Genomic DNA, 20637 nt, shown 5'->3' with positions numbered 1-20637 from the left:
TTTTAAATTTTCAAGCGCGGTAATTACACAAGTGGGTGCAATATTTTTATCCTAAAATCATAAGTTTATCAAATTTATGTAAAAAATACATAAGTTTAAAATAATCAGATTGAAGCTCCTGTTTGTGAAGGATAAGCTAGTAAGAATATAAGCAGGAGACTTTTGGGTCTATATAACCATAATATGATTGTTGATAGCTTACCGATAATACAGGGTAAAAAGCATCTTCTTGACTTGAATCATAGAGGATTGGATGTGCAGGCTGCACAAGAAAAAGTTTATAGCTTTTTTGTAGAAATGGTTCAAAACCATGAACCAGAAGATGTTTTACAAGAATTTAAGAACTTATTTGTAGATTGCTTAGATTCAGGTAGCTCAGATTACGAGTTAGGAATCTACGACATTTTTATCGGTAGTAACGAACCGGAATTTCGTAATACTCTGAAACGGACTTGTTATATACTGATTAATAATTGGGAAAATCGTCGTCAATATAAATATATTCAACAGTTAATTGATTTATTTACGAAGTATACACCCAAAACAAATTTAACTAGTTCGAGAAAAATTAATATTTTTAGAGCTTGGTTAATCAACTTTGTTAATAGTAAGGATTGTCAAGAACTAAAATTATTTGCGATTAAACACGAAGACCAAAGCAAACTGCATTGGACAAATCGCTATAGTTCTTATTTATTAATAGCTCAGTCAACGGATAAAAACAACCCCAAAGAACAACAACAAGCAGCAAAACGTCTTTCTAAACAATTAAAAGATAAATTTAAATTTGAATTAGCAATGTATATTGCTCGTTCTCAATCTGCTGCTTCAAATGTTAATCGTTACCAAAATCCAAGTATTTTGGGAGATGAAGTTTTACGTTTGATTAAAGTACTTGTTGTCAGAAAGGGTGCATTTAGTTATGAAAATATTGCGAATATCTTTATTAAACAGACTAGGAATCAAAATTTAAAAGATTTTAAAGAAAGCTTGCTTAAATATTTGCTATATTCCCTCAGTCAACAAGATTTTATTGAAACTTTGCAACAGCAGTTATCGGAAAAATTGTTAGTGTGGAAAACAGAATATAACCAAGAAACTATTAATCAGAATTTATTGCTGAGAATTTGTAATAAAATTATTGATTATTTAATTTCAGAGAATGGGAAAGAACCCTCCCAGTTATTTACTTTACTGCTTTCTCAAGGAAATCCACTCAACTTAGTAATTGTACTGCTAAAAATAGTTTTAATTAGCAAAAATTCCCGTCGTCATTTAGAAATGCGGATTGCGAATTTGATTTGTTATTATGATATTTATCCTGAAGAAGAATGTAAGTGGGTAATTAATTTCATAGAAATATTTACGATAACTTTTGCAATTTATGCAGATAATGTGGAATACAATTTAATTAAAATGCAAGAAGATTCTGCTGGTGATGAATTGCCAACAAATTTAGATACTTATCGAATATTTTCTCAATTAAAGCTACTTAGAAAAGAAAATTATTAAATAAGACGTTCATCCAACCAAGCAAAACTAGCAGCAATAGTTTCGGCTAAAATGCTAATTAAACGATATAAGCCACTAGCAGCAATTATCAACGCGGTGGGAAAAAAGTGCTGTAAAAGTGCTATCGCAGTTGTTTCAAATATTCCTAAACCAGCTGGAGCGCCGGGAACGACTAATCCTAATAACCAAGCAAAACTGAATGCTCCGATGATTAAAGGAATTTGACTTGGATTAATTGGGGCTATTGCATATAAAGTAAAAATAAAACCCGCGCTACGCAGTAATAGAAATCCCAATTCTCCTAATAAAGGTAGTAGCGGATAACGATTTAGACTTAAAGAAACACCATTTAAATTATCTGAACTAGATTTGTTTTTGCGACGGTGTGCAAAACGAATTAATGGATTAAGAAATAAAGGGTGAAGTATAGATAGTACAACAACTAAACCGAATATTTGCCCTATTAATAAAATAATAGAACCGGATGCCAAGGTAAATTTGCTGCATAAAATTACAAGTATTAAAGCTGCCGCTAACATTAATAAGGGTTCGAGCAGTACGCTGATTGTAGCAGCACTAGTACTAACCCTGAGATTTTTTGCAGCCATAATTCTTGCGATGTAATGTCCTACATTGCCTGGTAAATATTTAGCAATATTTGTTTTGAGGTAAGCTTGAATAAGTTGTATTGAACTTATTGATTGATGCAACTCTTGAAGAATCCAAGTCCATACCCACCCAGCCCAAGCGTGTGCTAACAAAGTTATTCCAGTCGCAATTGCTAAAATTGACCATCCAACTCCATCAATACGAATAGCTGCAATTTCTTGCCAATTATTTTTCAAAGCATTTGCTAAAAAAAATAACGTTCCACCTAAAAGTAGCCAGCGTAAAACTTGCTTAATCATTTCTTTAATTTTGCTGTTCATTTTTTTTTCGATAGACTAACATCAAAAATAATATGTTAAATTAGCAAAAATTCCTAGTTTATTTGACTATTTAGTTTTTTAGTAGAGAAATTAATTAGTGATTTTTTGATGATAAATATTAATTTGCATATACTTGATTTATTTGTATTTATTCATAATTTATCTTAAGTAAGTTAATTTATAAATGATTAAAGTTCATATTTGAATTAAGATTTTATTAAATAATTCTTTAGAGGATGTTTTAAAAATCTAATTTAATACTTTACTGGCGACTAGAAGTCGCGGCTAAGCAGGTTATTAATTAACTAGTCCACCCAGGTGTACTTTAGTTATTTAGTAGCGGTTTAAACCGTCGGATAGCTTCAAAACATCCTCTGAGATGGATTTATAATCATATAAATTTATAACTAAATTTTTATATATTTTGATAATTATTGATGTGTGATTGGCATAATTCAGTAAGAATTTGATTATTTAGTGATTATTTAGACTTATATCCTTCCAAAGTCAGAGAAAGGTATTGTAAAACTAATCAAAAGAATAAGACTTTCGCTAGAGGAAACATCTGCTTTTTTTGATGTAATCTTGACAATTGATGACCCAATTAAGCATGGATATAAATTTAATGAGATTAATGGGAGGAGAACCTAGGTGAATCGTTTAACCGGATTTTTCCAGAAATTACAACTACGTCAAATTGTGACAATATTCATTGCTGGAATATTATTGTGTATGACCAGCATAGTTTCTAGTAATGGTCAATATGCTTTAGAAGTAAATTCAAATAATGCGGCATTGCAAGCAGATAAATTAGCTCAACTAGATATTGACTCGCAATTATTGATTGCTGCAAATAAATCTGATGGATTGCTCTATCCTGGTGCTGAGACACCTCAAGGTAGAATAGCTAAAGAGAAAGAATTGCCAATTAAGAACTTAGAAAATATCAATGATCCTGAACCTGGTGGATTGATTCAACGTAGTCCAGACTTGGGGAATCGTGTAGAAGAACGGATTGATGCTGTGAAACAATCTGTAGAAGAAGCTTCCAGTTTTCTTAAGGATAAGGCTCAAGAAGCAAACGCTAGACCGGAAATACAGAGAAATCCGGCTTTAGGTAAATAAAACTAACTTTTCAACAACTAAAGAATCAATTAATATTTGAAATTTGGTTGTTTGTTATTTTATCAAGTAATCAATTGCTCAAACATTAAAGTAAAAAAAGAAAAAGGAGTAAACAATGAATAAAGTATTTGCTGCAATCAGAAAAATTCAAATTAAGCAGATTTTTACTGCTTTTGTATTAGGAACCTTGCTATTTATTACCCAAGCTTGTAGTTCTGTAGATGCGAAATCTCCTGATTCTACCTATCGAGGAGGAATGAATCAGTATAGCGATGTAGACCCAAGAAGTAAAGATGTGGAAGCTGCTGCAAAATTGAAAGCTAAGGGTTTGAGAGATAATGCTGAAGTTAACGTTATCGACCAAACTGGTAGCTTATCAGGTAATACTCGTCGCACTTTGGATAAGAAAGGAGAAAACCTCGAAGATTTCGGCAAAAATGTTAAAGAAAGTACCGGATATGCAGTAGATAAAGCACAAGATAGTGCCGAAGATTTTGCTGAAGGAACTAAGAGAGGAATTCAAAACATCAAAGAAAATACTTCTAATGCTTTTGGTAAAGTTACTAATAATGCAGAAGAAGCAGCCAAAGATGCAAAAATAAATGCTCAACGGGCTGCTACAGATGCGAGATTAGGTACTGAACGGGCTGCTGAAGATGCTGGGAATGCAGTACAAAGAACCATCAGAGATGCAGTTAATTAATATCAGTTAATACAACTGTTTAATTAGCTTTTGATTGGGTAGGATATTGAAAACCTACCCGATTTTTGTTGTTGCTGAAATAATCCTTAGAAGTCGGGTTTTTAAAATACTTACTTTTGTTGATTTTTTGCATACCAAGATTGTAATGCTAACCTGTGAATTTCTTGCCAGGAAATACCATATTTTTGAGCTAATTCCGCACAGTCTGCATATTCAGGATGTACATTTGTTATAGTTTTATTTTTTATCGTCCCCCTCCAAGCTACCTTAACTTTAACTTTGCCATATGCTGTTTCTAATTCTTGGATTTCTCTTTGTAATACTGCACGTTGTTGAGTCAAGCGACGAATTCCTAATGTGGTAGTTTCACGAAATAAAACTGTTTCACATTTCACTAAACTTTCTGGTTGACAAATAACCGTTAATAAAATTCCCGGACGAGATTTTTTCATTCCTACAGCTTGGGTAAAAACATCCAGCGCCCCAACTGCAAATAATGCTTCAAATATATAACCAATTGCTTGAGGACTAATATCGTCTATTTGGGTTTCTAGAACTGAAATATTTTCTAAATAAGGACTCGAATTATTTTGATAATTATCTTGAGGATGATTCTCAAATTGATGATTTACATGATCACGTTCAGCGACGCTAGCTCGATGGTGATTAACTGGTTTTTGTATAGTTTCACCCAACCAAACACGTAAAATATTTGGTATTGGTAAATCTAAATTACCCGCACCCAAACCAACTTTTTTCAAAGTCATATCTGGTGGCGAACCAAATTCTGTTGCTAAAGCTGTTACAATAGCCGCACCTGTTGGTGTGACTAATTCCCGTTCGATACCGTTGCTATAAACGGGACAGTTTCGTATTTCCCATAATTTCAATACCGCAGGTACTGGTACAGTCATCATTCCATGTGCAGCGCGGACAGTTCCTCCCCCAGTCGGTAGTTTAGAGCAGTATAGTAAAGGTAATCCTTGGTCATTGCTGTCAATATCCAACCAATCTAAGCCCAAGCAAGTACCAACAATGTCCACAATCGCATCCACAGCACCTACTTCATGGAAATGTACCTTTTCTGGAGCAATACCATGTACTTCTCCTTCTGCGACTGCTAGCTGTCGAAATATTGCCAAACTCCAAACTTCAGCTTTTTGTGGTAAACCAGCCGATTCGATCATTTGCTCAATTTCTGGTAAATGTCGTCCGTGGTGATGGTGATGATTATCAAGTAAATCTACATGAACTTTAGTTGCTTGCTGCAAATTGCGGTGAACTGGTTGAGTCCATAATTTATATTCTTGTGCAATTCCTAACTTGTTGAGGTTTTCAATTAAATATTCAATACTTACTCCCAAACTTACTAAAGCCCCCAAACACATATCACCAGAAATCCCAGTTGGACATTGAAAATAAACAATTTTACTCATGATTACAGTGAACAGTGAACAGTTAACAGTTAACAGTTATCAAATTAAAATTAAAATTAAAATTAAAAGTTGATTTTGCTTTTAATTTTTGAATTATTTGAATTAATTTATTACATAATCAAATTTTTAATTCATGGCAAAAATTTTGACTCTTCATCCTGATAATCCGCAAATTCGTAGAATAGAAGATATTATTGCAGCGCTACAAAGTGGTGCAGTTATGCTTTACCCTACCGATACAGTTTACTCCATTGGTTGCGATTTAAATGCTAAATCGGCGGTGCAGCGAGTACGACAAATAAAACAGCTAGCCAATGATAAACCACTGACATTTTTATGTCCTTCTCTTTCTAATGTGGCTACTTATGCTTTTGTCAGTAATACAGCTTATCGGATTATGAAACACTTGATACCAGGAACTTACACGTTTTTACTACCAGCGACCAAATTGGTACCGAAGTTAGTACAAAACCCCAAACGCAAAACAACTGGAATTCGAGTACCTAATAATACGGTTTGTTTGACGTTATTGGAGGCTCTAGGAAACCCAATTATTTCTACTTCCGCTCATATTCCAGCTTCAGATAGTGACGATGAGGACACATGGATTGAACAAGAATCCTTATCGCGGGTAGAGTTATTTGACCGGATGGAAGGTTTAGTAGATGTAATTATAGATACCGGCGAAGAACCTGGTTGTCAAGTCTCTACTATTGTAGATATGACTGAAGAACAGCCAGTAATTATACGTCAAGGATTGGGTTGGGAGCAAGCTGCAACATGGATAGAAGGAAGTTAGAATCACAACTGCTGTAGAAACCGGGTTTATTGCTACGTGTGTAAAGGAATCATGAATAAACAAGCAATGCTCAAGGTTAGTGGAAAACATCGTTCCCGTATGTAGGGGATTTATTTGCTGACAAAAATCAAAAAACCCTGTTACTTCACCTTGTCTTTTTAATTAGTTTAAATACTCCAATTTCTAAATTGTCACATTCACCAAGGTAAAATGAGCATAGGTACAGCGCGGTTCAAAACCTTACATCACAAAGCTTTGAAGCTATTTCCAGTATTTATACTTAGGAGTGTGACAGTAGCGTTTTGAAGAAACCCTAAGAAAGCGACACACCGGCATATCCGGAACTTACGGATATTTCTTACATTCATAAGTGTGAGCAGCGAGCAAGGTTGAGTCTTGATAAGCTTTTCCCCAGGCTGCGAGCTATGTAGTTACGGTGCAGTACCAAAAATAAAAAAAATGATGAAAACAAACTTTGCTAATCTACCGGAATCTACATCTGCTGTTGAAAACGAAGCTGCAAATTTACAGCCCCAGGGAAATAACCAGGATAGTAACAATGTGTTAATTCAGCAGATATGTCAAGAGTTGGAATCTCAAGTTAAAGCTACTCCTGAAACTATTCAATTAATCGCTACACGTATAGCCAAAGAAGTAGAACGCATTTGCGAGAAAAGCTACCGCATTCAAACATCCGGACAAGTTAAATCTTGGTTATTTAGTTTAGCGCGGCATCGCTTGCAAAAATGCTTGCATTATTATCAATTAGGTTCCAGACGCGGTAGAGTAGAATTACATAGCACTCTTGGTTCAATGGTTTACCGCCATATCAGTCTTCCCGGTTGTCAGTTGGGTTTTGATGCACGTTACAACTTGATTGAAGATTTCCTCCAAGCATTCTATATCGAAGCGATTAAAGCCTTCCGTCGGGAAAACGAATTACCTCAAGACTACACTCCCCGAACTCGGCTGCAATTAGGAGAGTACATGGCATTTACCGAACAGTATGCTAAACGTCGTATTTCCCTACCAGGAAACGCTAACCAACAATTAATCATCCTCCGCGCTCAAGGCTTTAGCCGTCGTTTACCTCAAGAAACCACCGTTGACATGGAAATGGCTTTAGAATCTGCCAAATCCGAAGATGCAGAAGCATACCAGCGCAACTCTGCTGTTCAACAAGTGCGATCGCAAATGGTTGCACAATCAAATTTTGACCCAGCAGAAGAAGCAGAGCGCGATCGGGTTATTTCTGAACTGGTGAATTACCTGCAAGTTCAAGGTCAAAGTGACTGTGTAGATTATTTATCGTTGAAACTCCAAGATTTGAGCGCTCCAGAAATCGATCGAATTCTCGGTTTAACCAGTCGTCAGCGCGATTATCTACAACAGCGTTTTAAGTACCATGTAGAAAAATTCGCACGCACCCATAATTGGCAATTAGTACATCAGTGGTTGGGTGCAAGTTTGGAACAAAAATTAGGAATGTCTTCTACTCAATGGGATGCTTTTGTCAATCAACTTTCCGAACAACAACGTCAAATGTTGGAATTGAAAAGCGATAAACAAAACGACCAAACAATTGCCAAAGTACTTAAATGTACTCCGAAACAGCTACAAAAGCGCTGGACTAAGTTGCTAGAACTAGCATGGTCTATTCGTAACAGTAATAGTGAAATTCAAGCAGGTTAAATAAGTAGATTAATAATATTTAACCTACTGCCGCTTTATTTTACTTTTACAGAACTTACAATGACTATAGATGATCGACATCAGTGCTTAAATAGTAAAAACACTCCCAATGTCCCCGACAAATATATAAATTAGTTTAGATAAGTTAGTTTGTCAGGGGATAAATCAGGAGGCTCTACTAAGATTAAAAGGTCACAAATAATCGCCAATAAAAAAACGTCCTAACCCCAAAAAATAAGAGTATTTTTAAATCAACTGTCATAAATAGGTGATAAATCTTACCTCAAATATGAAAATTTCAGATAAATATTTGAAAATTGATTTCGAGATACAGTTATTCGCGTATTCGATAAATCTAGCTTCGCAATTACATATAATAATTTTTCCCAATTTACTTGCTAATTCTGCACAAATTAAATTATTTAGTAAAAGAATGATGAGTGCAACAAGTAAAGTAGCTCATATTGCTGATAAGATGGGGGGAGAAAATCAAAAAATCACCAAAAATATTGCTATTCGTTAAAATAATGCCGATTACTTGCATGAAGAACCAGATAAATTTAAATTAGATGAGAGATGTACCAACTATTAGATTACAATTTATTGAGTAAGTACATCAAAAAATCTACAGTTAATAACAAGATACTCAAAAAAAATGTTTGATGGTTTTTGGGATAACGTGTCTCGCTACCCCCGCTACTTGGTAACTACCGCGTTGGGTATATTTTTGAATGCGTTTGGCTGGTTAACACCAATATTTAAGCGCCCTATCACCTCGATTATTTTTATCGGAATCTTAGTGGGCATTTTTGTGTTTATTTCTTTTACCCTGCGTGCAATGCTTGGTTTAAGTACAATTTAATCTAGTAGGCGATTTGTGAGGGGTGTTTAACCCTGCATCAATGCCGAGTTTTTGTAGTAAAACCTCTGTTAGGAGGCTTATTTTTATGGCTACTAATCGCCGCGTTTCCCGCGTTGCTGAATTAATTAAACGGGAAGTTAGCCTAATGTTACTCAACGGGATTAAAGATGACCGAGTGGGTACGGGAATGGTCAGCGTTACTGATGTAGATGTTTCAGGTGATTTACAACACGCTAAAATCTACGTTTCAATTTATGGTACTGATGAAGCCAAAGAAGAGACAATGGCTGGTTTAAAGTCAGCGACTGGTTACGTCCGTAGCGAACTTGGTTCAAGAATCCGTTTACGTCGTACCCCGGAAGTAATCTTCTTGGAAGACCGTTCAATTGAAAGAGGTAACAGGGTACTATCGCTTTTAGACAAGATTAAGAGCGAACAAAAGCCCGAATTGCAAATAGAAACTCAGGGAGAGGGGGAGTAGTAGAGGTTGTTAGTTTGACATTGTTTATACCTAAAAATAAACATTCATTAAAATATAGCTGTCAAACACCATTTGCAATTAATAAGACGGCAGAGAAAACCTCTTGCTGCGGAATTAAATGCGATCGAAGATGTTTGACAGCAGCACAAAAGATATACACCCTGTTTTCCTTTAAAAATCATCCACAAGTTCGCTCAAGCGGCTGATTAAGGGGTCTTCCTCTTTATAAGGATTACTAACAGTAGAAGTCGGCATAGAAGTATTATTTAATACTTCAGACACCTTTGATTGAGTTGAAGGTTGAACGACAGAACCTTGATTGATCATCATTGCCAACTGAGCCACTTGCTGACTAAGCTGTGTCAAATGTTGTTCCATCGTTACCAACCGATTTGATTCCCTAGTAAAGAAACGTTCCTCAAGGTCAGCCAATTTTCTTTCCAGGTCAGCGATGTGTTCTCCCACCCCGGATGATGGTTTCGGTGTTGCTGTTGATGTTGGTTGCGGATCTGGTCGTACAGATTCCGGTACGCACAAAGCTTGCCATAAAGCTTCTTTACAGAGGTCGCTGAAAGTCTTATCTGGCTCTGTTTCTAAGTGCCTTTCAACAACATCTAACAAGCTTTCATCCGCTACCCCTGGATTGAACGTAACAGATTTAACTACTTTTTTTGACCATTGGAACATCAGTTTTAAGACCTAGAAGAGCGACTGGCAGATAATTGTGCCTCTCCATAAATATACTGCCCCAAAGCATTAGCTTCTCGGGAAGGTGCAGCTAAATGGGCATTAATTTTTGCTTCTTTGAGCAAGCGTTGAATGTCTTCCCAGAAAAATTCACCACCACCCCCGGTAAGAATTACGTCTGTAACACGTTCTGGCAGCCATGCTAACACACGAGTGCAGATTTCGCGGGAAAACATTTCGATTAGGTTAGGAAGGAAATCATCTAGATTGGTAGGCTTACTGGAACCTCTAGGACGGTAGAAGCGTTCACCTTTGGGCTTATTTACCGCAGCAATCAAAGATAAAGATTGACTGTCTGCACCTTCAATTTCAGCGGCTACGAGTTCGTAAAATTTGCTCATACCAAAGTCTTCACTTTTGGAAGCTCCTCTTGCGAAACGGAAGTTATCCACCATCAAACAATCTGTAGTTTGGTGTCCAATATCCACAATCGCGGCAGAAACTTTGGTGAAGTCGGGCGCTCCAGGTCCCTTCTTGGGTTGGGATTCACACCACAGCAAGCTACCATAGCCTTCTGGCATTACCCAAACTTTATTAACGTTGATTGTTACAGACTCACCACGGAAGTTCATTACGTGAGGGCCAGTAACTTGAGATATGAGTTGTGCTTTTTCTTTTTCAAATTGTTCTTGAGAAAGATAAGGAAGACCTAAGATTACGGAAATATCATCTTTAAGCTTAAAGTATCCCACACAAGCCAAAACTTTAATCAGTGCAGCTTCAACTTTAGATTGACCGACTCCTAAATCGGCTCCAAAGTCAGCTGCGAGTTGACCAACAGCATAACCATTACCTTGATACTCCAGCCAAAGATCCATCAAAGGATCTGTTGCACGAGCTTCAAAAACTCCTCCATGAACTTGTTCCATTGTCATTTGTTTGACATTGGAGGAAACAAAAATCACACTATTCGGCTCGCGACTAACGCTGGTTTTGGTAGAAGTCCTACCAAGGTCTACACTAAGAAGATTCTTACTCCCACCATTACCGGGATTCGTCAGCTTGGGAGTTGTGTTAATCGGAGTAGATGCCGTGATTCTGTTCATCGGTATCGCAGCGGCATTCATCGGGGTAGCAGCGGAAGGTTGGTCTGTCATGGAAATTCCTAGTTTCTACTTAGCTCTAACAAGGTATCATGCTAATCTTACAAAAAAGAATCAACTCTAATTGAGATGCGAGCAAAAATTACTCGTGTACCTCAGTAATCGACTGTTTTTGTAAGTTAACGAAGTATGAAGTCAAACAACGGGAACTAAAGTCTGTTGTAACAGCTAGAACCGTTTTGGTTTTTTCAGTCCAGGCTTTTTATGTATTCTCTCAAGAAATAAGGCTTTTTTATTATCGCTTTTACGATAAGTGTTATGGCCATACTATCTTTGTAGATTTGTTTAGACGGGTGACAAGCTACAAAATACAAACTACTTCATAACTGACTAGATCGCGCTTTTTCTGAGTATGTTAGCAAACCTACTCATGTACCGCCACCATATATGTGTAAAACAGGTAAGTCAGTAAATATGTATTGGTGAATTTAAAATTACAAAGCGAAATGAATAAGCTACAGACCGATAACGTCATTTTTGACTGGTTTGAGTTTTGCTAAAAATATTTAGCCTGATACAAATACCTGCCTTGATCAAAAAAAGCGATCGCGGATCATAATTTGTTGGTTTTTTATTTTTAACGGTATACACAACCCCCAGCAACTAGACAATGATGAAACATTAGATACATTAAGTTTGAATTTGAATTGATTGTATGCTTCATAAAAAGTGCATTATTTTGGTGTCAACAATCAAGATAAATTGACTACACTCTAAATAATTTTTATTTTTATTTTCCTAAAATTAAATATTCGTATCATACATAGCAAATTTCAGTTGAGTCCAATACACTAAAACCTCACCGAACAAGGCAAAAGTAAAAAATAAAAAGGCAAAAGTAAAGAAAAATAAAAATGGTTTAAGCACCATTATTTATTTATGGAACGAAGTAAAAACATTTGTTTCGAGACACGTAGTGCCTTCAAACAATACGTCCTTATCAAATCCCCTTAATTTATTTATGGGGATTATCTTTTTACTTTTTACTTTTTACTTTTTAACCCCTCCCCTCTCCGATGCCTTGGAGAGGGGAGGCTTTGGGCGGGGTGAGGTAAAATTTGTATTGCACCCAAGTGAAAACCGCTATATAGCAATGGTCATATTGGTTAGGACATCATATTAGACATCTGGTGGAAATTAATTATGCGTCATCCAGAAACCTTGTAGAGAGGCGAAATTTCGCGTCTCTACATTCTTTTTCGGAGATGTCTATTTTGTTCTTAAGGGAACAGGCAACAGGTAAATGTCCTAATAATTATGACTACCGCTATATCTATCATTTATCTGAACGCAAAAAAAGGAGTATTAAGTAAGCTAATACCTACTCAATACTCCGATCGATGGCTAAAATAACGCTTTAAATTCTCAGAATACAGGCTGAATACTCAAGTCCGGTGAAAATTTCTCAAATTTCTCAAATTTCTCAAATTTCTAAATAGTGGAACTAAAAGATTGCATTATCGGTTCTGATTGGCTATCTAAAGGGTTCCAAACTTTGTCAGATACAGCCATTTGTTCGATTAAACTAGCTAATCTCAAGGCTTTGAGAGCTTGTTCGCCACCCACTGAAGGCTGATTACCACCGCGCACGCAATTCACAAAGTGTTCTAATTCAGCCCCTAATGGTTCTACATTTGAGGTGTAAACTTTTTCAATTAAACCGTCTTGTCTGTATGTTTGTCTGTTGTCTGTTATTGAGTTAGTGGGGTATCGGTGAATCCAAATTTCATTGTTGAGGAAATCAGCTTCGGTAAATGAATTTTTGGAATGAGCTACAATTCTACGGATTTTGCGGTGAGTGATTTTACTAGCAGTCAAGGTAGCAACAATACCATTAGCAAATCCCAGCGTCGCAGTGACATAATCCAAATAGGTAGAGTTGGGAGTACAGGTACCGCTAGCCGCTAACTTCACTACTGGTGCAGCAGCTAATTCTAAAAGCAAGTCGATATCGTGGATCATCAAATCCAGCACTACTGAAACATCGTTTGCCCGACTTGAATAAGGACTCATGCGGTGAGCTTCTAAGGCGAGCAATTCGTCAGTTTTGATGATTTTAGTTAATTCTCCAAAAGCTGGCTTAAAGCGCTCTATATGCCCTACTTGCAAGATACAGCCAGATTCTGCTGCGGCATTAACCAAAGATTCTGCTTCAGAAATATTTGCAGCAATTGGTTTTTCGATTAGAACGTGGATTCCTGCTAATAGACAATTTATCCCGACGGCATAGTGTAGGCGGGTAGGAACGGCAATACAAACTGCCTCAAGATGAGGCAATAACTCGCAGTAATCCTCGAAAAATTTAGTTTTATATTTACTGGCGGTTTCCAAGCCCCGCTCAATATCAATATCGGCTACACCAACTAGTTCTACATCTTTCATCGAACTTAGTACACGGGTATGATGTTGCCCCATGTTACCTACACCAATCACGCCTACACGAATGGGACGTGGTTGATGGCGCTGTACGTATCCATTGTTTTCTCCCGCTGACATGCTGCTATCTTGCACTCTAATTTTCTCTCCTCAACCACCAACTTTAAAGACGCTACAATTGTTGATTTTTGTACTTTTTTGCCAACAAAGCAGCAACCTAATAACCATCCAGATCGTAACCAGATGGTAACATAGAGGTTCTATTTATGAAGAATTTCAAAGTTCGTTGTGAGTTCCCGATATCCGTCTTTCTTTCGTATATCCGAGCATTGTTAATCTTTTTTTTGAATTATTCACAAAAAAATATCATGTCTTTTGATTAACTTGAAATTTTCGTTAGTATTCTTAAATGATTGAAATTCAACCCGTAGAATTTAATCAAAAAGTCTCCGGTTTTGCAATTAAACTTCAATTTGTATAGATAAGACTGCTATAACCGTTAGCGCATAATAATGGAGTGAAGCAATCACAAAGGTTGAAGGATGGTTAATCGTATGCAATTTAGGTGTTGCCCCTCCCTACCTCTCACCGTCAAGCTGCTAAGTATAGCCATGGCGGGAGTCTCCAGGAGGAAAGACAAATGAAAGCTGTAATTTTATTATCAGGAGGACTTGACTCCTCCACTGTTTTATATCAAGCTTTAGCTGATGGATATGAATGTTACGCCATCAGTTTTGATTATCAGCAAAGGCATCGAAAAGAATTGCGCTCGGCGGTTTCAGTAGCCCAAAAAGCTGGTGTAACCCAACATCAAGTTGTTAAATTTGACTTAACGCAATGGGGTGGTTCGGCGCTTACAGATAATTCGATTAGTTTACCTCAAGAGCGTTCTTTGCAGGAAATGTCTCAAAATATTCCCATTACTTACGTCCCTGCAAGAAATACGATATTTTTAAGTTTTGCCGCTTCTTATGCCGAAACTATCGCCGCAGAAAAGGTTTATATTGGTGTAAATGCTTTGGATTATTCGGGATATCCAGATTGTCGTCCCGACTATATTAAAGCAATGCAAGAGGTATTTCGTTTAGGAACCAAGCAAGGACGTGAAGGAAATCCCATTAATATTGTTACACCTTTAATCGATTTGAAAAAAACCGAAATTATTCAATTAGGTAACAAATTAGGAGTTCCTTGGGAATTAACTTGGTCTTGCTATAGCGGTGGTGATGTCCCTTGTGGAGTTTGCGATTCTTGTCGTTTGCGTCTTGCTGCTTTTGCTGAATTGGGATTGACAGACCCGGTGGAATATGCATTCAGGTCAAAGGTTTAAGGTCAACAACTGTCAACTAACTCTGTTACAGCCTTTTTAGTTGAATTTGCTGTAATCGGGGACCTGTTACTGATGCTACTGTAAATTCTATATTTTGATAGCGGAAGCTTTCACCAATGTTGGGAATTTTTTGTAAGTGGTATAGCATAAAGCCTCCGAGGGTTTGATATTCTTTTGTTAAAGGTATATGGAGTTCTAATACTTCGTTGAGGTCTTCTAAGTTGATTTGCGCTTGAACTAGAAAAGTTTGCTCGTCTATCATTTTGATGAGTAGGTCATTGCTGTTTTGCGTTTCGTCAATGTCACCGATGATTTGAGCAATTACGTCTTGGATGGTTACTAATCCTACTGTACCGCCAAATTCATCCACTACTACGACCATAGCTAGCTTTTCTTGTTGCATCATGGGTAATAGTTCATTTAGGGGTGTATGTTCTGGTACGAACCTTGCAGGACGCATACAGGAATGAATTTGTGTGTCTAAAGTTAATTGTCCTAATGCTAAAGGCTTTGTTAAGTCTTTAAAATAAATGATGCCGCGAATATCATCTAAGGATTCTCCGAATATAGGGTAGCAGGAATGACCATCACCTGCCATTTCTTGGAGAAAATTTCGTAAGGTTGCGTTTTTAGATAGCGCTACTATGTTACTGCGGGGAACCATTACTGCTTGTACTGTCACTTCCCCAAATTCAAAGATATTTTTTAACAGTTCTCGTTCTCTGGCTCTTAAACCAGTGGATTCTCTCTCTGTGGAAATAATTAATAACAATTCTTCAGGAGTAACTGGTGGTCTCCAACTTTTGCCTGTGTATTCTATACCGAATAGGCGTAATAAAAAACGAGTTGATTGATTAAGAATCCAGATAAAGGGGCTGAAAAATCTCACAATAGCTGTAACTGAAGGCCCCAAAAACCTGGCTAATTCTTCCGAATAAAGCATTGCTACGGATTTAGGACACAATTCTCCTAGAACTATTTGTAGATAAGCGACTAAAAAAAAGGCGATCGGTATTGATAAGGAATGAGCGAGGAAAACATTGATTGTTCTGGGTATGGGTAGAGATTGCAGCAATATATTAATCAATTCTACAATCGTACTTTCTCCAATCCATCCCAGTGCCAAACTTGAAAGAGTAATCCCTAACTGGGTTGTGGAGAGCAATCTATCAATGCTACGTTGCAATACTTCTACTGCGATCGCTTGAATATCCCCAGCTTCCACTAACTGATGTATTCGCGATCGCCGTACTGTCACCATTGAAAATTCTGCGGTGACAAAAAAGGCATTTATGGCAATTAAAAGTAAGACTGATAGCAATCTCAGCCCTACTTCCGACCAATTTAAATTATCAAGACTATTCACAGTCTTTGCTCACGTAAAACTCAAGCCCCACTATCCTGGATTTTTCGATGCTGTATTTTTACATTAAAGTTAAATTCAAGTTAATTTCAAGTTAAATTCAAATTATTAGCGATGAATCTAGATACTCAATGTAAAATACAGAATCTAACACTTAATATTCCCAATATCTACTTTTCTACAGGAATATTTGACACTTCCAACCGTAATTTTTGTGCTGGATAATCTGTAAGGGCTAAGGAAATTTGTTTGACATCATCAAGTAAAGCAGCAGGAATACTCACAGTACCATATGATGGTGGTGCATCAGAAGCTAATTCTGATGGTAAACCTTCTGTGGAAGCACTTAAAGTTCTTCCTTTATCGTCAGTCACGTCTAGGAAACTATAAAGAAAGCGCACGGAATCATCACCTTTATTATCCATCTTTACTTTTAGCAACAAAGCGCCCCCCGAATATTCGGCTGACTGTACTGCAAGAGTTACACCTTCGCTTTCGGCTTGTATAGGAAATCCTGCTTGGAGTTTTTCTGGAGCTTCTGGTGGCTTCTCCTCTTGTTTGCGTTTGGTATCTTTTTTACCTTCTTCTAAATCATCGATTGTTTTTGATTTAGCGGCTTTGGTTTTACCTTCGATGCGTGATTTTACAATGGAAAGGATTTCTTCTTCTTTGACAAAGACTACACCTTCTTTTTCTTGACCACCAGTTGTGCCTTTCCTGGCATACTTGGTAGTAGGACGAGTATCCGGCGCTGTGACTCCTTTAAGAGCCGCACTTCCCAAGGTAAAACCCCAAAAAGCGCTGACTGAACCAGCCCCTAACATCAGGGTTAACAAAATCAACGTTAGAAGTACAGTAGAATTTAGTTTCATTCTTCGGAATTAATATAGCTGTTCGATGTCAGGATAAAGCAAAAGTGTTGAAGTTTGTTTTCGATAAAAACGGAAAACTTGATAGATAATACTTGATAAATATTAGTTTGCACTATTTTATGATTAAATGATGTAGCGCAAAATCTGATATTTTTGATTTCTTGAATTATTTTTAATGATTTTTGTATACAAAAAGGTAAACTCACGGTATAATGATTAATCAGCCAGGGTTGGCCGAGCGGTTGAGGCAACGAACTCATAATTCGTGTTAGGCAGGTTCAACTCCTGCACCCTGGATTTAACAATAAATTTAACTTCCTACATTTAGCCATTAGTCCTTCGGATCGAGAACTAATGGCTAAGAAATATTTATCTATACCTCTAATCTTCTCTTTTAGCGACGTGGTAGACTATCAAAGCGGAATTCAGTTCCAACTTGTAACTGAGTAGCTCTCAAGCTAGGAGAACCTAGTAACGAGGTATTATAAGGATTTGGTAAATCTGGAGTCCGAAGATATGGGTCGTTGGTTGTTTGTTGCTTGAGTACATCTTGATAAAGAATGTTTACTAGCTTACCATCTCGTTCAATTTCGTGTTCAGGAAAAGAATTCTTAAACAAAGAACCAGATCCAAATATCCAATCTATTTCCCTAAATAAACCTTGGTTATTGTAAAAGTCGGGATAATTTTTGTAAAATGCTTTTTCAAATACTTCATTTGGTGTTTGATAGCTGGATGTTTCGGTTTCTGCTATGGCGATCGCCGGCAACCCAATGGTAGCAGCAAGCACTAATAACCCACTTAGGGCTTTTAAGTTTAAGGACATATTAACAACTCCTGTATTTTGGTGCGAATTTTGACCGCTGACTTATCCTAAATGTCAGAATTCGCATAAGTTCAACTAGTCCGGTGTAACATAATTTTTGATGTTTTGTAATGATTTATCGCGCTGAAAGTTCTACCCAAACTGGTTTATGGGCTACTAATACTGATTTGAATCTTGTTCGTCAGCAGCTACTAGATTTATTTTGTCAATTTGCTTATCAGGAGGGAGATTTTGTGCTTTCTTCTGGAGTGCGTAGTTCTTATTACATCAACGGTAAGGAGGTAACACTCCATCCCCAAGGTGCTTTGGCAATTGGTCGCATTCTTTTAAATATGCTACCTTTGGATACTCAAGCTGTGGCAGGTTTAACTTTAGGAGCCGACCCGATTGTCAGTGCTGTAAGTGTGGTTTCTGCACTGGAAAGCCGACCTATACCAGGTTTGATTGTTCGCAAAGAAGCTAAAGGTCATGGAACCAAAGCTTATGTAGAAGGTCCAAATTTACCGGAAGCAGCTAAGGTTGTAGTCTTGGAAGATGTTGTGACTACAGGGCGATCGGCAATGAAAGCTGTTACCAGGCTTAGAGATGCGGGTTATACAGTTAATCAAGTAATTTCACTGATAGACCGTCAGCAAGGTGGAGCGGAATATTATCAATCCGTAAATTTACAGTTTGAATATGTGTTTTCAATTACTGATATTCAGACACGATATAAGCAGATTGTAATTAAACCCTAATTAATAATGTAGAGACGTAGCAGTGCTACGTCTCCCATATTTAGATTTGCATCGAACAATTTATATTAATAATTCGAGCAAATCAGATAATTGAAAGATTCGTATTTTCCCCAGGATTAATGAGACGTAAAGAATTGGTTTTTCCCCAGGATTAATGAGACGTAAAGAATTGGTTTTTTCCCAGGATTAATGAGACGTAAAGAATTGGTTTTTTCCCAGGATTAATGAGACGTAAAGAATTGGTTTTTTCCCAGGATTAATGAGACGTAAAGAATTGGTTTTTCCCCAGGATTAATGAGACGTAAAGAATTGGTTTTTTCCCAGGATTAATGAGACGTAGCACTGCTACGTCTCTACATTACTAACTTTGTGCTAAGGCTTGTTTATTGCTTTTTGCCAAGAATTTCTCTAGTTCGGTTAATGCGTCAGCATCTACTTTGGTTTGCATAGGACAAAATTTAGGTCCACACATCGAGCAAAATTCAGCAGTTTTATAAATATCGGCTGGTAAGGTTTCGTCGTGATATTCTTTAGCTCTTTCGGGGTCGAGGGATAATTCAAACTGACGATTCCAGTCGAAGTTATAGCGAGCGTGGGAAAGTTCATCGTCTCTGTCTCTTGCTCCCGGTCGATGTCTAGCAATGTCGGCTGCATGGGCTGCGATTTTATAGGCAATTAACCCATTACGTACATCTTCGGAGTTTGGCAATCCTAAATGTTCTTTTGGAGTCACGTAGCAAAGCATTGCGGTTCCGTACCAGCCAGCCATCGCTGCACCAATTGCTGAGGTAATGTGGTCGTAACCGGGTGCAATGTCGGTAACTAAAGGTCCAAGAACATAGAAAGGAGCTTCGGAACATTCTTCCATCTGCTTTCTAACGTTGAACTCGATTTGATCCATTGGTACGTGTCCGGGACCTTCTACCATTACCTGTACGTCGTGTTCCCAGGCTTTGCGGGTTAATTGTCCAAGGGTTTTAAGTTCGGCTAATTGTGCTTCATCGGAAGCGTCGTGAGTACAGCCGGGACGCAAAGAATCGCCTAAGCTGAAGGAAACGTCGTATTTTTTGAAAATCTCGATAATATCTTGGAAGTGGGTATAAAGCGGATTTTGCTTGTGGTGATGTAGCATCCAACGAGCAATAATACCGCCACCGCGAGATACAATACCCGTGATCCGGTTTCTTACTAAAGGTAGATGTTCGATCAAAATCCCGGCGTGGATTGTCATATAGTCCACACCTTGTTGAGCGTGCTTCTCAATAATGTTGAGAAAATCATCAGCAGTCAGGTTCTCAATATTACCATGGACGCTTTCTAAAGCTTGATAAATTGGTACGGTTCCAATGGGAACGGGTGAAGCGTTAATAATAGCGGTACGAATTTCATCTAAATTTCCGCCACCTGTAGATAAATCCATGACGGTATCGGCACCATACTTAACCGCTAACTTCAGCTTATCGACTTCTTCACTTAAATCGCTGGAGTTAGGGGAAGCACCGATATTCGCGTTTACCTTACATTTAGAAGCAATGCCAATACACATTGGTTCCAAATTGGTATGATTAATATTCGCTGGGATAATCATTCTACCCCGCGCCACTTCATCGCGAATGAGTTCGACGGGCAGATTTTCCCGTGTGGCTACATGGTGCATTTCTTCAGTAATCACACCTTGACGAGCGTAATGCATTTGAGAAACGTTGTTCTTGCCGCGTCGCTTAACAACCCATTGTGTACGCAT

The 20637-nt window shown here is 37.5% G+C and carries 19 protein-coding genes and 1 tRNA gene; 11 read left to right on the top strand and 9 right to left on the bottom strand.

What is annotated here, in order from left to right; genetic code table 11:
• The first annotated feature begins 183 nt into the window (after nt 1–183).
• Complete coding sequence (locus IQ247_RS15195; protein ID WP_193921330.1) at nt 184–1512, top strand: Sll1247 family protein; 1329 nt, start codon at nt 184–186, stop codon at nt 1510–1512.
• Here IQ247_RS15195 and IQ247_RS15190 read toward each other — a convergent pair.
• Complete coding sequence (locus IQ247_RS15190; RefSeq protein WP_228059761.1) at nt 1509–2441, bottom strand: lysylphosphatidylglycerol synthase domain-containing protein; 933 nt, start codon at nt 2439–2441, stop codon at nt 1509–1511. The genes IQ247_RS15195 and IQ247_RS15190 overlap by 4 nt on opposite strands.
• A 651-nt stretch (nt 2442–3092) precedes the next feature.
• On the opposite strand from IQ247_RS15190, the gene IQ247_RS15185 reads away from it, so the two are divergent.
• Both IQ247_RS15185 and IQ247_RS15180 read left to right on the top strand, forming a co-directional pair.
• Nucleotides 3093–3566 carry a DUF6658 family protein gene (locus IQ247_RS15185; protein ID WP_193921328.1) on the top strand — a complete coding sequence of 158 codons (474 nt, stop codon included), beginning with the start codon at nt 3093–3095 and terminating at the stop codon, nt 3564–3566.
• Between the two features lie 115 nt (nt 3567–3681).
• The gene (locus tag IQ247_RS15180; RefSeq protein ID WP_193921326.1) at nt 3682–4269 is read left to right on the top strand and encodes a hypothetical protein; all 588 of its coding nucleotides are present in this window, start codon (nt 3682–3684) and stop codon (nt 4267–4269) included.
• 110 nt (nt 4270–4379) lie between these two features.
• Here the strand turns inward: IQ247_RS15180 and larC are convergent, their stop codons facing one another.
• Nucleotides 4380–5705, bottom strand: coding sequence for a nickel pincer cofactor biosynthesis protein LarC (larC, locus tag IQ247_RS15175; RefSeq protein ID WP_193921324.1), 1326 nt, complete (start codon nt 5703–5705; stop codon nt 4380–4382).
• Nucleotides 5706–5838: 133 nt separating this feature from the next.
• On the opposite strand from larC, the gene IQ247_RS15170 reads away from it, so the two are divergent.
• The 5 genes from IQ247_RS15170 to rbfA all read left to right on the top strand — a co-directional run bounded on the left by IQ247_RS15170 (nt 5839) and on the right by rbfA (nt 9539).
• Nucleotides 5839–6504 (top strand): L-threonylcarbamoyladenylate synthase, encoded by a 666-nt coding sequence (locus tag IQ247_RS15170; RefSeq protein ID WP_193921322.1) that lies wholly within the window; start codon nt 5839–5841, stop codon nt 6502–6504.
• Between the two features lie 459 nt (nt 6505–6963).
• On the top strand, nt 6964–8196 hold the full coding sequence (locus IQ247_RS15165; RefSeq protein WP_228059760.1) for a HetZ-related protein: 1233 nt from the start codon (nt 6964–6966) through the stop codon (nt 8194–8196).
• Nucleotides 8197–8485: 289 nt separating this feature from the next.
• Nucleotides 8486–8719, top strand: coding sequence for a hypothetical protein (locus IQ247_RS15160; RefSeq protein WP_193921320.1), 234 nt, complete (start codon nt 8486–8488; stop codon nt 8717–8719).
• Between the two features lie 132 nt (nt 8720–8851).
• Entirely contained in the window at nt 8852–9058 is a 207-nt protein-coding gene (locus tag IQ247_RS15155) for a DUF751 family protein (RefSeq protein WP_193921318.1), read from the top strand.
• Nucleotides 9059–9143: 85 nt separating this feature from the next.
• Nucleotides 9144–9539: a 30S ribosome-binding factor RbfA gene (gene rbfA / locus IQ247_RS15150; protein WP_193921316.1), complete on the top strand. Its 396-nt coding sequence runs from the start codon at nt 9144–9146 to the stop codon at nt 9537–9539.
• Between the two features lie 171 nt (nt 9540–9710).
• Here the strand turns inward: rbfA and fcmC are convergent, their stop codons facing one another.
• From fcmC to IQ247_RS15135, 3 genes are all read right to left on the bottom strand, one after another.
• Complete coding sequence (gene fcmC, locus IQ247_RS15145) at nt 9711–10226, bottom strand: filament morphology membrane protein FcmC (RefSeq protein ID WP_193921314.1); 516 nt, start codon at nt 10224–10226, stop codon at nt 9711–9713.
• A 5-nt stretch (nt 10227–10231) separates the two neighbouring features.
• Nucleotides 10232–11383: a filament morphology actin-like protein FcmB gene (fcmB, locus tag IQ247_RS15140; RefSeq protein WP_193921312.1), complete on the bottom strand. Its 1152-nt coding sequence runs from the start codon at nt 11381–11383 to the stop codon at nt 10232–10234.
• A gap of 1437 nt (nt 11384–12820) precedes the next feature.
• Complete coding sequence (locus IQ247_RS15135) at nt 12821–13885, bottom strand: Gfo/Idh/MocA family protein (RefSeq protein WP_228059762.1); 1065 nt, start codon at nt 13883–13885, stop codon at nt 12821–12823.
• A 520-nt stretch (nt 13886–14405) separates the two neighbouring features.
• Between IQ247_RS15135 and queC the strand changes: the two genes are divergently transcribed.
• Complete coding sequence (queC, locus tag IQ247_RS15130; RefSeq protein ID WP_193921310.1) at nt 14406–15095, top strand: 7-cyano-7-deazaguanine synthase QueC; 690 nt, start codon at nt 14406–14408, stop codon at nt 15093–15095.
• Between the two features lie 25 nt (nt 15096–15120).
• Here queC and IQ247_RS15125 read toward each other — a convergent pair whose 3' ends face one another.
• Nucleotides 15121–16461 carry a hemolysin family protein gene (locus IQ247_RS15125; RefSeq protein WP_193921308.1) on the bottom strand — a complete coding sequence of 447 codons (1341 nt, stop codon included), beginning with the start codon at nt 16459–16461 and terminating at the stop codon, nt 15121–15123.
• 167 nt (nt 16462–16628) lie between these two features.
• The gene (locus tag IQ247_RS15120) at nt 16629–17330 is read right to left on the bottom strand and encodes a hypothetical protein (protein ID WP_193921306.1); all 702 of its coding nucleotides are present in this window, start codon (nt 17328–17330) and stop codon (nt 16629–16631) included.
• Nucleotides 17331–17554: 224 nt separating this feature from the next.
• Between IQ247_RS15120 and IQ247_RS15115 the strand changes: the two genes are divergently transcribed.
• A tRNA-Ile gene (locus tag IQ247_RS15115) sits at nt 17555–17627 on the top strand.
• 97 nt (nt 17628–17724) lie between these two features.
• On the opposite strand, the gene IQ247_RS15110 is transcribed toward IQ247_RS15115, so the two are convergent.
• Nucleotides 17725–18156 (bottom strand): hypothetical protein, encoded by a 432-nt coding sequence (locus IQ247_RS15110; protein ID WP_193921304.1) that lies wholly within the window; start codon nt 18154–18156, stop codon nt 17725–17727.
• Nucleotides 18157–18266: 110 nt separating this feature from the next.
• Here IQ247_RS15110 and pyrE point away from each other — a divergent pair, with 110 nt between their 5' ends.
• Nucleotides 18267–18893, top strand: coding sequence for an orotate phosphoribosyltransferase (pyrE, locus tag IQ247_RS15105; RefSeq protein WP_193921302.1), 627 nt, complete (start codon nt 18267–18269; stop codon nt 18891–18893).
• A 361-nt stretch (nt 18894–19254) separates the two neighbouring features.
• Here the strand turns inward: pyrE and thiC are convergent, their stop codons facing one another.
• Nucleotides 19255–20637 (bottom strand): phosphomethylpyrimidine synthase, encoded by a 1383-nt coding sequence (thiC, locus tag IQ247_RS15100; RefSeq protein WP_193921301.1) that lies wholly within the window; start codon nt 20635–20637, stop codon nt 19255–19257.

This window comes from Plectonema cf. radiosum LEGE 06105, assembly GCF_015207665.1.
Lineage (GTDB): Bacteria > Cyanobacteriota > Cyanobacteriia > Cyanobacteriales > Nostocaceae > Rivularia > Rivularia radiosa_A.
Note: the sequence above shows the minus strand (reverse complement) of the source record. Positions and strands in the feature narration are given on the sequence as shown.